At 65.5% G+C, this 13,827-nt stretch carries 12 protein-coding genes; 5 read left to right on the top strand and 7 right to left on the bottom strand.

The window, feature by feature from the left end; translation table 11 throughout:
- Positions 1 to 162: 162 nt before the first annotated feature.
- On the bottom strand, positions 163 to 1,392 hold the full coding sequence (frc, locus tag ACAG21_RS26400) for a formyl-CoA transferase (protein ID WP_370499209.1): 1,230 nt from the start codon (positions 1,390 to 1,392) through the stop codon (positions 163 to 165).
- A gap of 410 nt (positions 1,393 to 1,802) precedes the next feature.
- On the opposite strand from frc (ACAG21_RS26400), the gene ACAG21_RS26405 reads away from it, so the two are divergent.
- Positions 1,803 to 3,146, top strand: coding sequence for an OFA family MFS transporter (locus ACAG21_RS26405; protein ID WP_370499210.1), 1,344 nt, complete (start codon positions 1,803 to 1,805; stop codon positions 3,144 to 3,146).
- 101 nt (positions 3,147 to 3,247) lie between these two features.
- Here ACAG21_RS26405 and frc (ACAG21_RS26410) read toward each other — a convergent pair whose 3' ends face one another.
- From frc (ACAG21_RS26410) to ACAG21_RS26420, 3 genes are all read right to left on the bottom strand, one after another.
- Entirely contained in the window at positions 3,248 to 4,504 is a 1,257-nt protein-coding gene (frc, locus tag ACAG21_RS26410; protein WP_370499211.1) for a formyl-CoA transferase, read from the bottom strand.
- A gap of 79 nt (positions 4,505 to 4,583) precedes the next feature.
- A complete protein-coding gene (oxc, locus tag ACAG21_RS26415) occupies positions 4,584 to 6,311 on the bottom strand; it encodes an oxalyl-CoA decarboxylase (protein WP_370499228.1) in 1,728 nt (575 codons plus the stop codon).
- Positions 6,312 to 6,470: 159 nt separating this feature from the next.
- Positions 6,471 to 7,463 (bottom strand): LysR family transcriptional regulator, encoded by a 993-nt coding sequence (locus tag ACAG21_RS26420; RefSeq protein WP_370499212.1) that lies wholly within the window; start codon positions 7,461 to 7,463, stop codon positions 6,471 to 6,473.
- A 135-nt stretch (positions 7,464 to 7,598) separates the two neighbouring features.
- Between ACAG21_RS26420 and ACAG21_RS26425 the strand changes: the two genes are divergently transcribed.
- From ACAG21_RS26425 to ACAG21_RS26440, 4 genes are read left to right on the top strand one after another with little or no spacing between them, the layout of a single operon-like run.
- A complete protein-coding gene (locus ACAG21_RS26425; RefSeq protein WP_370499213.1) occupies positions 7,599 to 8,060 on the top strand; it encodes a PAS domain S-box protein in 462 nt (153 codons plus the stop codon).
- Positions 8,061 to 8,103: 43 nt separating this feature from the next.
- Entirely contained in the window at positions 8,104 to 8,853 is a 750-nt protein-coding gene (locus ACAG21_RS26430) for an enoyl-CoA hydratase (RefSeq protein ID WP_370499214.1), read from the top strand.
- Between the two features lie 12 nt (positions 8,854 to 8,865).
- Entirely contained in the window at positions 8,866 to 9,258 is a 393-nt protein-coding gene (locus tag ACAG21_RS26435; protein ID WP_370499215.1) for a hypothetical protein, read from the top strand.
- 46 nt (positions 9,259 to 9,304) lie between these two features.
- Positions 9,305 to 9,886 (top strand): hypothetical protein, encoded by a 582-nt coding sequence (locus ACAG21_RS26440; protein WP_370499216.1) that lies wholly within the window; start codon positions 9,305 to 9,307, stop codon positions 9,884 to 9,886.
- A 6-nt stretch (positions 9,887 to 9,892) separates the two neighbouring features.
- Here the strand turns inward: ACAG21_RS26440 and ACAG21_RS26445 are convergent, their stop codons facing one another.
- The 3 genes from ACAG21_RS26445 to infB all read right to left on the bottom strand — a co-directional run.
- The gene (locus ACAG21_RS26445) at positions 9,893 to 10,903 is read right to left on the bottom strand and encodes a bifunctional oligoribonuclease/PAP phosphatase NrnA (RefSeq protein ID WP_370499217.1); all 1,011 of its coding nucleotides are present in this window, start codon (positions 10,901 to 10,903) and stop codon (positions 9,893 to 9,895) included.
- Positions 10,878 to 11,360 carry a 30S ribosome-binding factor RbfA gene (gene rbfA, locus ACAG21_RS26450; RefSeq protein WP_370499218.1) on the bottom strand — a complete coding sequence of 161 codons (483 nt, stop codon included), beginning with the start codon at positions 11,358 to 11,360 and terminating at the stop codon, positions 10,878 to 10,880. The genes ACAG21_RS26445 and rbfA overlap by 26 nt, the downstream gene beginning before the upstream one ends.
- The coding region (gene infB / locus ACAG21_RS26455) for a translation initiation factor IF-2 (protein WP_370499219.1) at positions 11,360 to 13,827 on the bottom strand (2,468 nt) is incomplete at its 5' end. The genes rbfA and infB, both read right to left, overlap by 1 nt.

Below are 13,827 nucleotides of genomic sequence, written 5' to 3' on the forward strand. Positions count from 1 at the left end.
TCGTTGACTCACTTTCGGAAGATGGGCAAGGAGGGACGGCTCGCGGCGGCGTGCGTCGCGAGCTGATGGCTGAGTTCTTCGTCGGGCCCGGTATCTGGCCCGTGCGGCTTATGGCGGTGCGCGGCCGATTCCCACGACCGGGTCCTTCTCAGCGCTACCCGCTCAGATCACTCCGGCACTCTTGAAGCGCTGCAACTGATCCGGCGAGTAGCCAAGATCCAGACAGATCTCCCGGGTGTGCTCACCCAGCAGCGGTGAGCGCACCACCTCGACGCGTGAGTCGGAAAGCCGCAGCGGACTGCCGACGGTCTTGAATGTTCCGCGCTCGGGATGCTCGACGGTGACGATCGCATCCAGCTCGGCCAGGGTCTGATCCTCGATCAGCTCCTTGGTGCTCAGCACCGGCCCGCAGGGAACATTGAGAGCATTGAGTGCCTCCATTGCCTCCCATTTGGTGTGCCGTTGGCTCCAGTCCTCGATCAGCGCGAAGACCTTGTCCAGCTTGGGAAGTCGATCTTCCGGCCGGACCCAGTCCGGATGATCGGCGAGGTCGGGTCGCCCGATCAGGCGTGCCAGTGGCGCCCATCCGGCAGGCTGGACGATGACGTAGATGTAATCGTTGGGTCCGCCCCCCTTGGTGCGGACGGCCCATCCTGGCTGGCCTCCCCCGGATGCATTGCCCGCCCGCGGTACCTCGTCACCGAAGCGTTCATTGGGGTATTCGTGCAGCGGCCCGTGGGCGAGCCGCTGTTGATCGCGCAGCTTCACCCGGCACAGGTTGAGCACCGCGGCCTGCATTGCCACCTCGACACGCTGCCCGCGGCCGGTGTTGGTGCGCTGAAACAATGCGGCCAGAATCGCGGCAACCAGGTGAATCCCGGTGCCCGAGTCGCCGATTTGCGCACCCGTAGCGGTCGGTGGGCCGTCCTCGAAACCCGTTGTGGCCATTGCCCCACCCATCGCCTGAGCGATGATTTCGTAGGCCTTGAAGTCGACGTACTTTCCCGGGCCGAACCCTTTGATCGAGGCATAGATCAACGCCGGGTTGATGTCGCGCAATCGCTCCCAACCGAAACCGAGCCGGTCGACCACACCGGGTCCGAAGTTCTCCACCAGGACGTCCGACCGTGCCACCAGCCGGCTGAAGATGTCCTTGCCGTCTTCGCTTTTCAGGTTCACGGTCACACTGCGCTTGTTGCAGTTCAGCATCGTGAAGTAGAGGCTGTCCACGTCGGGAAGGTCGCGTAACTGGCTACGGGTGACGTCCCCGCCGTTCGGCGTCTCGAGCTTGATGACGTCGGCGCCCAGCCAGGCGAGCATCTGCGTCGCCGAAGGACCGGACTGAACATGAGTCATGTCGAGCACCCGAATGCCGTCTAATGCCTTTCCCATGAGATCTCCTGAAATTGTGGTCGTGGGCCAAAGATTGAGTTGCCGGCATCGAGTGAATGAGCGCCTACCCGGCCTGCCGATACCCCGCACAACGAGGCGCTCCGCAGCAGTGAATTGGGCTGCAACGGTCGGACTGAGCTGAGCGCTGAGTGCAGATTGTATACGGTATACGACAAGTGTCACCAAATTCCGGCCGATTGTCCAGAGCGAGATCGCTTGTAAGCACTCCTACTTGAAGTCAATGGACGTCAGCGGCGGGAGTTGTTGTCGCAAAAACGTTTGCCGAATTGCGTTGCTTCAGGCATGTTCACGCCAACTGAGTCACTGCGCAGGGTTTGCTCGTCAACCCCTGGACAGACATGGTCCATCCGGGGTACAACCGTTGCATACTGTATGCAAAGGAGTTTGATATGTCCGGAGGAGACGGAATCGCGGTCCTGCAGATTCGAGCACACGGCTGCTCATACCGTATCGGCGAACGACCGCAAGACATCATGTCGCGCTCGAGAAGCTGGATGATCTGGCTGCCATGGCTCGCGATGGCCGGCATCAGCCTGCTGCAATTCGGGTACGGGGTAGCCGTCTTAGCCGTGCAGCAACCGGGCCAGCCCGTCGCTGCCAGCAGCTATTGGGTGCTGGCGTTATGGGTGGTCTTCCAGGCCGGGGCCGCCGCCGCTACCCCACCACTGCGGCGGCGCTTGAGGATTGGGCCGTCGACCGCCATGTTCATCGGCGGCCCTCTGGCAGCGATCGGTCCGCTGACACTTGCGTGGACCGATCATTTCGGGGCCGCCGTATTGGGCTATTCGGTGGTGTGCGGCAGCGGCGCGGGGATCGTCTATGCCACTTGCCTGTCCACGGTCGCGCGCTGGTATCCGGAGCAGCGCGGCACGAAAGTCTCACTGGTTTCAGGTGCGTTCGGTTGCGGCGCGGTCCCATTTGTCGTCTTGTTTGCCGTCGGCCTGCACCCCGGCAACGCCGGCGCCGTGTTCACCGTCGTCGGCCTTTGCGTTCTGATCATTGTGGCGATGTGCGGAGCCTTCTTTCACGACGCACCCGCCGACTGGTGGCCGGCCGGAATCGACCCGAGACGGTGGGCCTTCGACAAGCATATGAACCGCAGTCTATTAGGCAATGCTCCGGCAATTCGGCAGTATTCGCCTAGCGAGACCGCACGGACGTTCGCTTTCGTGCTGACCTACCTCATTGCGGTAGTGGCTTCGGCGGCGGCACTGCTGACCATCGTCTACATCCCGAGCATCGCCATCGCTCACGGCTTGCCGCTGGCGGCCGGTGCAGCAGCAGTCGGTGTGCTGGCTCTGGTCAACGGTAGTGGGCGCGCTATTGCCAGTCGCTGCTCGGACCGACTCGGCAGGCGTCAAACCTTAAGTCTGGCACTGGGAGTCGAGGGCTTCGCACTGTTGGGTCTGGCGTTCTCGGCGTCCGCAGCGTCCGCGGTGAGCCTCATCGTGTTCGCCGCGCTCAGTGGACTGGCGGGCGGAGCGTTCTATTCGTTGCTCATCAATCTGGTTGCCGACTACTTCGGAGAATGCAACGCTGTCGCCAACTTCGGGCTGGTGTACAGCGCGAAAATGTTCGGCGGTTTGATCGGAGTCGGTATGCCTGCGCTGTTGCTGTCCTCCGGGCGGCTGGGAATCGCCTTCGTCACAGGCGGATTGGTTTGTCTGTGCGCTGCGATCGCACCCCGGCGGCTGCAGCGTCCGGGTTATCCGGTGTGCCGTCTGCCGAACTGATCGAACCAAATACGAGATGGCCCCAGGGATGTGATCCCTGGGGCCATCCCCGCCGCGACCCGGCGATTTGGGGAGCGCTCAAGCGCACGGCGTATTTTTCCCTAGACGACTATCGCGCTGCGCCGCCACTGGGAGATGGTGTCGGTGTCGTAACCGAGTTCGGCCAGCACCTCGTCGGTGTGCTCGCCGAGCAACGGAGCGCCCTTGATCTCGGGCTTGAACGAGGAGAACTTGATCGGGCTGCCGACCGTCAGGTACGTGCCGCGACCCTTCTGCTCCACCTCGACGACACTGCCGCTCTTGCGGAGGTCGGGGTCAGCGGCCAGCTCCTTCATCGAGAACACCGGGGCACACGGGACTTCCCACTTGCGCAAGATGTCGACGGCCTCGTACTTGGTCTTGTCCGCCAGCCACTTTTCGATTTCGGCGAAGATTTCGAAGATCTTGTCCTGCCGGGCCAGTGCGGTGCTGTAGCCGGGGTCCTGCGCCCATTCCGGCCGACCGATGGCTTCTGCCGTCCGAACCCAGTTCTGCTCCTGGATCGTGAAATAGATGTAAGCGTTCGGGTCGGTCTCCCATCCCTTGCACTTGAGCACCCAGCCCGGCTGCCCGCCCCCACCGGCGTTGCCACCCCGCGGCACGGCGTCGCCGAAAGTGCCGTTGGGGTACTGGGGGTATTCCTCCAAGTAGCCCACCCGCTCGAGGCGCTGCTGGTCACGCAGTTTGACCCGGCACAGATTCAGCACGGAATCTTGCATCGAGGCCGACACCTTCTGGCCCTCGCCGGTCTTGTCCCGCGCGATCAGAGCGGTCAGGATGCCGATCAGCAGATGCATTCCGGTGTTGGAGTCGCCCAGCGCGGCACCGCTGACCGTCGGCGGGCCATCCCAGAATCCGGTAGTGGACGCGTTGCCGCCGGCGCACTGCGCGACGTTCTCGTAAACCTTGAGATCGCTCCACGAGGAGTCGTCATTGAATCCCTTGACTGATCCGAAAATCAGGCGGGGATTCCAGGTTTGCAACTTCTCCCAGGACAGGCCCATCCGGTCCATCGCGCCAGGTGCGAAGTTCTCCACCAGCACGTCGGCTTGGCGGATCAGCTTCTCCATCACCTCGAGCCCCTGCGGCGACTTGGTGTTGATGGCCAGGGAGCGCTTGTTGCTGTTAAGCATGGTGAAGTACAGCGCGTCGAGATCCGGGATGTCGCGCAATTGATTACGCGTCACATCACCGCCACTGGTGCGCTCCACCTTCAAGACATCGGCTCCAAACCAGGCCAGCATCTGCGTGCAAGCCGGACCCGCTTGAACGCCCGTGAAGTCGATGACCTTGATCCCAGACAGGGGCAGATTGGCCATTACATATTTCCTTTCTTTTCGGTACTTTCCGGTTGTCTTGTATCGGCGTCTTGCCGGTAGGCAGGTATCCCCCGCATTTTCAGCCCGCGTTGGTAATTCCTTTGGGGTTGAGGTGGGCGATGTTGCCGCTCTCGGTCCCGTCGGACGGATCGATCAGGCAATCGATCAACGCCGGCCGGCCGGAGGCCAGAGCTTCTCGCAACGCCGCGGCGACCTCCTCGGGCGTTTCGGCACGGTATCCGGTGCCACCAAAGGCCTTGATCATGAATTCGTGATGGGCCGTCAGTGCCGTCGGGGCGGGATCATCGGATCCTGAGGCCTCATCGCCGCGGTACACGCCGCCGTTGTTGAGGATGACGATGACGATGGGCAGCTTGTAGCGGCAGATCGTCTCCAATTCCATTCCGCTGAAACCGAATGCGCTGTCGCCTTCGATTGCCACCACGGGTTCGCCAGTCTCCACGGCAGCCGCGATCGCGTAACCCAGGCCAATGCCCATCACACCCCAGGTGCCGCTGTCCAGACGGCGGCGCGGTCGGTACATCCCGATGGTGTTGCGCGTCAGGTCCAGAGCGTTAGCACCTTCGTTGACCAGGCATACTCGCGAATTATCGTGCAGGACATCGCGTATGGCTTGCAGCGCACCCAGGAATTTCATCGGATGGGCGACGCGCGCGGCGGCGAGCCGGTCGGCCATCTTGGCGACGTTCTGCGCCGCCTTGGCCGACAGTTCGGCACGCCACTGGGGCGAGGTGCTGATTTGCCCGAGCTTGGATCGCTCCACCAAAGCCTGCATTACCGAACCGATGTCACCGACCAGAGGAGCGGCAATCGGTTGGTTGCTGTCCATCTCGCTGGCCTCGATATCGACCTGAATGAACTTCGCATCGGGATTCCACTGCGGCGCCTCCCCGTGCCCGAGCAGCCAATTCAATCGAGCACCGACCAGCAGCACGACGTCGGCGCGCCGCAGCGCCAGTGATCGCGCCGTCGCTGCCGACTGGGCGTGGTCGTCGGGAAGCAGACCTTTGGCCATGGACATCGGAAGGTATGGAATGCCCGTGGTTTCCACGAACTCCGTGATCTGCTCGTCGGCCTGCGCGTAAGCAGCGCCCTTACCCAGGACGATCAGTGGCCGCTGCGCGCCGGCAAGCAGTTCGACGGCCGCGTCCACCGATTCGAGATCGGGCAGTTGCCGCGGCGCCGGATCGACTACCCGCCATAGCGTCTCGGCAGCGGATTTACGGTCGACGACCTCGCCCAGCACCGCCGCCGGGATGTCCAGATAAACGCCGCCGGGACGCCCGGAGGCCGCGGTCCGAATCGCTCGCGCCACCCCACGCCCGATGTCCTCGGCGCGAGACACTCGGTAAGCCGCCTTCACAAAGGGCCTGGCCGCCGCCAGCTGGTCCATCTCCTCGTAATCGCCGCGCTGCAGATCGACGAGATGACGTTCACTAGACCCCGAAATCTGAACCATTGGAAAGCAATTGGTGGTGGCGTTGGCCAGCGCGACAAGTCCATTGAGGAATCCCGGCGCCGATACCGTCAAGCAGATTCCGGGTTTCTGGGTGAGGAAGCCGGCTGCCGCCGCGGCGTGACCGGCGGCACTCTCATGCCGAAAACCTATGTAGCGGATGCCCGATGCCTGTGCGGTACGCGCCAAGTCGGTAATGGGAATGCCGACGAGCCCGTAGATGGTGTCCACATCGTTGAGCCGAAGCGCGTCGACCACCAAATGAATTCCATCGGTCAGAGCCCCCACGTCGTTGGCATCGGGGTCTTCGGTGGTAGCCGGCGTCGTCACGAGCACCCTTTCCGGCAGCAACTGCCTTTGTCGTATGTCGTTAATGCTCTTCACTTTTCACGATCCTTCGCGGCACGTCCAAGACCTGGTAGCACTCAAGCGATAAGCGCGGGTTATCACGGTGTACCGCGGCGCGGAAGTATCCGACACTCGGCGCGATCACGCCACGAAGGATCCCCTGACCGATGCGCTTGCCACCGCGATCTGCGACTCCGGGTCGAATTCACCGCCCGGATCGCGGCCCGAGTAGGTAAAGTCCTCAGGGCCGAGGGGGGTTCCGACCGCGACGTTCAAGAACGCCCTTGCCGCCGACGAACCCGGCGCGCAACCATGAATCGCGATCGCAATCGGTGCCCGCTGCTCTGGATCCACCAGGCGCAATCCCCGCATTGCACCGGTCGCCGGCATGGCGCGAAACCAGGTGTGCGGCACGATACTTGCCCATGCGCCGGTGGCGACGTGAGCGTAGAGCGAGGCCATCGAGTCGGTCTCGATCTGCGGTTGCACCGTTGCGCCGACATCGGCGAATACGCTGTCGATGCAATGACGAAACCCGGCCTCCGGGGCGAGCAGCGCGAGGGGCAGCGTGGCCGCCTCCACCCAGGTAATGGCGCTCTCCGACGGCGCGAGCTGCTTTCCCGACACCATGAGCACACACTGCTCCTCATAGAGCGGAACAAGTTCCAGGTCGGAATGCTCCCGCAGATCGAAATGGGCGATCGCGGCGTCGAGCTCGAAAGAGCGAAGCTGGCGCACCAATTCCGCTGCGGGAAAGTGGGATCGAACCCGCACCCGGGCCAACGGATGAAGTGAACAGAAAGCCGCGATCGGCAGCGCCGTCGTCATCGATACGGTCGGTCCGACTCCCAGCCGCAATACCCCGGAAATGCCGGACCGCAACGCGGCCGCCTCCGCGACCAGCCCGTCATGCACCGCGAGAATTCTCTTGGCCCACACGACAAGCCGCTCCCCCTCCGCGGTGAGACCCTCGAAATTGCGGCCCCGGTTGATCAACGTGACGTTGAGCTCGCGCTCCAGCTTGGCGATGGACGCAGAGAGTGCGGGCTGGGAGACGAAGCAGGACTCGGCCGCTCGCGCAAAGTGTCGTTCGCGCGAAACCGCAACGAAGTATTCGAGTTGACGTAGCAGCATCAAGGCCTCCTTGCCTGCCAACCTCGCGGCAATCGCATCCCGTAGTCCCAACTGTATGCAGTATGCATTATTCAGTAGACTACTCGCCAGTAGGCGATCACCCACCGCCGACAGCGTCACAGGGAAGGACGAAAAGTGGACGGCACGAATACAGACCCCGATTGGATTGCTCAGATGGTGCTGAGCGCGAGTCCCGAGGCGATCGTGGTGTGCGACGCCGACGGGATCATCCGGCTGTGGAACAGCGGGGCGCACCGAATGTTCGGCTATTCGGCGCGGGATGCGATCGGGCAAAGCCTGGACATCATCATCCCGGAGAAGCTGCAAAAACGTCACTGGGACGGCTATCACAAAACGATGGCCACCGGTCAGACGCGCTATGGAGACAAGCTGCTGAGCGTGCCGGCGACGCACCAGGATGGACACCGGCTTTCCATCGAATTCAGTGTCGCCCTGTTGCAGCGGGACGGCCATACGGTGGGAATCTCGGCGATCATGCGTGAGGTCACCGAACGCCGCAACGACGAGCGCGCGCTGCGCGCCCGGCTGGCCGAACTGGAGGCGCGACTGGCCGAGCTGGAGCGCGCCGGCATCTGAGGTACCGCGGCCGGTGTCTGTTGCGACCCTCTACGGTGAAGCCATGACCGACGACATCCTGCTGATCTCCACCGACGAGCGGGTGCGCACCCTGACGCTGAACCGTCCACAATCCCGCAATGCACTGTCCTCGGCGCTGCGGGATCGGTTCTTCGCGGCGCTGACCGACGCCGAAACCGACGACGACGTCGACGTCGTCATCCTCACCGGGACCGATCCGGTGTTCTGCGCCGGGCTGGATCTCAAGGAACTGGGCGATTCGACGGCACTGCCCGACATCTCGCCGCGGTGGCCGTCGATGACCAAGCCGGTGATCGGCGCGATCAACGGGGCAGCGGTGACCGGCGGGCTGGAGCTCGTCCTGTACTGCGACATCGTGATCGCCTCAGAGCAGGCCCGCTTCGCCGACACGCACGCCCGGGTGGGACTGCTGCCCACCTGGGGACTGTCCGTGCGACTGCCCCAGAAAGTCGGCGTGAATCTGGCCCGGCGGATGAGCATGACCGGCGACTACCTGTCGGCCGCCGACGCGCTGCGGGCCGGGCTGGCCACCGAGGTGGTGCCGCACGACCAACTGCTGGGCACCGCGCGTCAGGTCGCCGCCTCGATCGTCGGCAACAACCAGGACGCCGTACGGGCATTGCTGGCCTCCTACCACCGCATCGACGAGGCACAGACCAGCGAGGGCCTGTGGCTGGAAGCCATGGCAGCCAGGGCATTTCGGACCACCGGTGACGACATCGCCGCCAATCGCGAGGCGGTGCTGCAACGCGGGCGGGCGCAGGTGCGCTAGCGGCAGCCGGCCATGTCCCGACAACCGGATCCTCGCCGCACCGCGGCGGCTCGCCGGCGCTCAACCGCCGACATCGTCGCGACCGTCCTGCTATTTGCCGGACAGCTGGTGGCGAGCAGTTCGATAGTGGTTGTCCCGGGCCTGCTGGGGTCGACGATGGCCGATTGCAATGGTCGCTGCGATAGCACCGAGCTGTCCCACGTCGTCCACAACACCTGGACCGGGGCGCTGATCATGGTGGCCGGGGTCGGTGTCGCGCTGCTGGTGGCGGCCTGCGGAACACTCGTTGCCGGTCTGCGCGGAACCTGGATGTGGAAGTGGCCCGCACTCGGGCTGACCATTGTCGTGGTGTGCTTTCTGATCAACATGGGCCTGTGGGTGAATGCTTTACCCACTGCGAGATAAATGACCGATGATCGCCAGCGGCGTCAATTGCCAATACGATCCCAAGATGCGCAATGTCGTCGACCTCACAATGCGAGCTCTTTGCGTCCTGACGCTGTTCATCGCATCCGTGATCGCATCCGGGCAGCACGCGACCGCGCAGCCGCCACCTCGTTTTCCCAATCTGGACGGATTCACCCCGGTGCCGGCGGACGGTTATGTCACGACGGCGCTGCCGGGCAACGCGCCGCGGATAAGTTTCTCAACGCCGAATTCGGTGGCGTGCGACTTTTATGGCGGACCGGCGCCCGCGCCGCCGCAGTCGCAAGATATTCGGTGCAATGGCGAAGTGCCGGGAATAGACGACATCACATTTCCCGGCGGTGGCCATCCGAGGCCGGGGGACTGCGTGGAGGGCGCGGTGAACTTCAAGGGACCCGGCTACGAGTTGAGCCGGATGACCTACGGCGGATGCGGCGGCAACCCGGCCGCCTTGCCCTATGCCGGTAAGCCGTTGGCCGCCGGGCAGAAATTGTCGTACCTCAACGTCACCTGCGCGGTGAGTGCCGACAACGTCATCGCCTGTCTGGACACCACCAACGGAGACCACGGATTCGTGCTGCAGTCGGTGGGAAGCTGGGCGTTCTAGCCCGGCCTAGCCAAGCGCCGCGCGCAGCGAGGCCACCACTTCGTCGATCGACCCGGTGGTCGAATATCCGGCGGCCAGCCGGTGGCCACCGCCACCGAAGACCGACGCCACCGCTGCCAGGTCGACATCGGCCTTGGCCCGCATCGACACCGACCACTGTTGCGGGTCAACCTCTTTGAACACCGCGGCGACCTCGGCCTGCTGCGTGGTGCGCACGATGTCGACGATGCTCTCGACTTCCTCCGGACGTGAGGTGGTCCAGTCCTCGTTGCCGACGACCGCATACACCAGTCCGCGCCCCTGCACCGCGTCCGGCACCAGTTGTGCCGACCCGAGCACCCGCGACAGCAGCGGCAGCCACACGAACGGGTGGGTGTCCATCAGCGTGCGGCTGATCTTGGCGTTGTCCACACCGAGCTCGACCAGCCGGGCGGCCAGCCGGAACGCTCGGGCACTGGCCCAGCGGAACGAGCCGGTGTCGGTGGTCAGCCCGGCATAGATGCAGTGCGCGACGTCTCGGTCGATCGGCTTGCCCCAGGCGTCGAGCAGTTCGGCCACCAACAGCGTCGTCGAATCCGCGGACGGGTCAACGTAATTCGCGGTACCGAACATCTCGTTGGAGGCGTGGTGGTCGATCACCAGCAGCGGTTGGTCCGGGCCGAACGCGTCGCCGAGCGCGCCCAGCCTCTTGCGGCTCGGAACATCCACCGTCACAACCAAATCGACGTCCCGGCGCATCGCGTCGGGGCTCACCAGCAGCTGGCACCCGGGCAGCGAACGCAACGACTCCGGCAGTGTGGCCGGTGCGGCGAAGCTGACCTCGACGTCTTTGTCGGTCCGGTCGAGCACAGTGGCCAGCGCCAAGCCCGCGCCGATGGTGTCGGCGTCGGGATGGACATGGCAGATCACCCCGATTGTCGTTGCCGCCGAAAGCAACTCGGCGGCACCGACCGCGTCCAGGCGCACCCCCGCGATCGGGGGGCGGGCCAGCTCAGTCTTGGGGTCGATGGTCGTCACCGCGGTCCTCAGCGTCCGCCGCTCCCGTGGCGATGTCGCGGTAGGGATCGGCCTCCCCCGCCGGCTTGGCCCCCACCCGAACCCGCGCTACGTCGGCGTCGGCCGCACGGGCGCGCGCCAACAGCTCGTCCATCCGCGCCACGGTGTCCGTCGTCGTGTCCCGGGTGAACGTCAGCGTGGGAGTGAACCGCACACCAGTGCCCGCGCCGACCATGGTGCGCAACGTGCCCTTGGCCCGGTCCAGCGCGGCAGCCGCGCCCTCGTAGTCGGGCTCGTCGTCCAGCGTGGGTCCCATCACGGTGTAGAACACCGTCGCGTCGTGCAGGTCGGCGGTCACCTTGGTGTCAACGATGGTCACCCCGTCGAGCCTGGGATCCTTGATCTCGAATTCGATCGCCGAGGCGACGATGGTGTTGATCCTCTTGGCCAGCCGGCGCGCCCGTGCCGGGTCTGCCATCAGGCGCGTTCCTTCTCGACGAGCTCGAAGGACTCGATGATGTCGCCTTCCTTGATATCGGAATAGGTCAGCGTCATACCGCATTCGAAGCCGTCGCGAACCTCGGTGACGTCGTCCTTCTCGCGACGCAGCGAGGAGATCGTCAGGTTGTCGGCGACCACAATGTTGTCGCGCAACAACCGGGCCTTGGCGTTGCGCCGCACGACGCCGGAGGTGATCAGGCAGCCGGCGATGACACCGACCTTGGAGGACCGGAAGATCGCGCGGATCTCGGCACGGCCCAGCTGGTTCTCCTCGTAGATCGGCTTGAGCATGCCGCGCAGGGCCTTCTCGATCTCGTCGATGGCCTGGTAGATCACCGAGTAGTAGCGGATGTCCACGCCTTCACGGTTGGCCAACTCGGTCGCCTTGCCCTCGGCACGCACGTTGAAGCCGATGATCACCGCGTCCGAGGCCGACGCCAGGTTGACGTTGGTCTCGGTGATGCCACCGACGCCGCGGTCGATGACGCGCAGTTCCACCTCGTCGTCGATCTCGATTCCCATCAGGGCCTCTTCGAGGGCCTCGACGGTACCGGCGTTGTCGCCCTTGAGGATCAGGTTCAGCTGGCTGGTTTCCTTCAGCGCCGAGTCCAGGTCCTCCAGGCTGATCCGCTTGCGCGAACGTGCCGCCAGCGCGTTGCGCTTGCGGGCGCTGCGCCGGTCGGCGATCTGGCGGGCGATGCGGTCCTCGTCGACGACCAGCAGGTTGTCACCGGCGCCGGGCACCGACGTGAAACCGATGACCTGCACCGGCCGCGACGGCAGCGCCTCGTGGACGTCCTCGCCGTGCTCGTCGACCATCCGCCGAACCCGGCCGTAGGCGTCGCCGGCGACGATCGAGTCACCGACGCGCAGCGTGCCGCGCTGGATCAGCACGGTGGCCACCGGTCCGCGGCCGCGGTCCAGGTGCGCTTCGATCGCCACACCCTGGGCCTCCATGTCGGGGTTGGCCCGCAGGTCCAGGGCGGCATCGGCGGTCAGCAGCACCGCCTCCTCGAGGGCCTCGATGTTGGTGCCCTGCTTGGCTGAGATGTCGACGAACATCGTGTCGCCACCGAAATCCTCTGCCACCAAACCGTATTCGGTGAGCTGGCCGCGGATCTTGGCCGGATCGGCGCCTTCCTTGTCAATCTTGTTGACCGCCACCACGATTGGCACGTCGGCCGCCTGCGCGTGGTTGATCGCCTCGACCGTCTGCGGCATCACGCCGTCGTCGGCGGCGACCACCAGGATCGCGATGTCGGTGGCCTTGGCACCACGGGCACGCATGGCGGTGAACGCCTCGTGACCCGGGGTGTCGATGAAGGTGATCAGCCGCTCGGTGCCCTCGAAGTCGACCCCGACCTGGTAGGCGCCGATGTGCTGGGTGATGCCACCGGCCTCGCCCTCGCGGACGCTGGCGTTTCGAATGGTGTCCAGCAGTCGGGTTTTACCGTGGTCGACGTGACCCATGACGGTCACCACCGGCGGACGGGTCTGCAGATCGTCCTCGCCGCCCTCGTCCTCGCCGTAGGTGAGGTCGAACGATTCCAGCAGCTCACGGTCTTCGTCCTCGGGACTGACGACCTGGACGACGTAGTTCATCTCGCTGCCGAGCAGCTCGAGCGTCTCGTCGCCGACCGACTGGGTCGCGGTCACCATCTCGCCGAGATTGAACAGCGCCTGCACCAGCGAAGCCGGGTTGGCGTTGATCTTGTCGGCGAAGTCGCTCAGCGACGCGCCACGGGCCAGCCGGATGGTCTCGCCGTTACCGTGCGGCAACCGCACCCCACCGACGACCGGGGCCTGCATGTTCTCGTACTCGGCGCGTTTCGCCCGCTTCGACTTACGACCACGCCGGGGCGCGCCACCGGGGCGACCGAACGCACCGGCCGCACCGCCACGCTGGCCGGGACGGCCACCGCCGCCGCCAGGACCGCCGCCGCCGCCGGGACGACCGTGGAAGCCACCGCCGCCGCCGGGCGCGGCACCGACGCCGCCACCGCCGCCGCGGTAGTTACCGCCACCGCCACCGCCACCGGGGCCACCGGGCCGACCGCCGCCACCGGGACGGGCACCGCCACCCGGACGCGCGCCGCGGAATCCGCCGCCGCCGCTGCTACCACCGGGACGCGGCGGCATGCTGCCGGGCGAGGCGCCGCCCGGCCGCGGCGCGCCGGGCCGGGGCGCACCAGGGCGCGGCGCCTGCGGACGCGGAATGGGCCGGTCGACGGGCTGCGCCGACGAGAAGGGGTTGTTGCCGACGCGCGGCGTACGCGCCGCCGGCTTCGGCATCGGACCCGGTCGCGGGCCGGGAGTCGCACCGGGCGACGGCGGCTGCTGGGCGGGCGCCTGACCACCGGGCGACGGCGGTTTCGGCTGCCCGGGCGACGGGGCCGCGGGACGCGCGGGTGACGGCGCGGGCCGTCGGGGCGCGGGCGTCGGCG

Source organism: Mycobacterium sp. pR1184 (assembly GCF_041287235.1).
Classification (GTDB): Bacteria; Actinomycetota; Actinomycetes; order Mycobacteriales; family Mycobacteriaceae; genus Mycobacterium.

What these genes read in the sequence shown, in the direction of transcription:
- ACAG21_RS26430 (WP_370499214.1), top strand. Translation starts at nt 8,104, where the DNA reads ATGACCGACGACATCCTGCTGATCTCCACCGACGAGCGGGTGCGCACC.
- ACAG21_RS26435 (WP_370499215.1), top strand. Translation starts at nt 8,866, where the DNA reads ATGTCCCGACAACCGGATCCTCGCCGCACCGCGGCGGCTCGCCGGCGC.
- ACAG21_RS26420 (WP_370499212.1), bottom strand. Translation starts at nt 7,463, where the DNA reads ATGCTGCTACGTCAACTCGAATACTTCGTTGCGGTTTCGCGCGAACGA.
- frc (WP_370499211.1), bottom strand. Translation starts at nt 4,504, where the DNA reads ATGGCCAATCTGCCCCTGTCTGGGATCAAGGTCATCGACTTCACGGGC.
- rbfA (WP_370499218.1), bottom strand. Translation starts at nt 11,360, where the DNA reads ATGGCAGACCCGGCACGGGCGCGCCGGCTGGCCAAGAGGATCAACACC.
- ACAG21_RS26405 (WP_370499210.1), top strand. Translation starts at nt 1,803, where the DNA reads ATGTCCGGAGGAGACGGAATCGCGGTCCTGCAGATTCGAGCACACGGC.
- frc (WP_370499209.1), bottom strand. Translation starts at nt 1,392, where the DNA reads ATGGGAAAGGCATTAGACGGCATTCGGGTGCTCGACATGACTCATGTT.
- ACAG21_RS26440 (WP_370499216.1), top strand. Translation starts at nt 9,305, where the DNA reads ATGCGCAATGTCGTCGACCTCACAATGCGAGCTCTTTGCGTCCTGACG.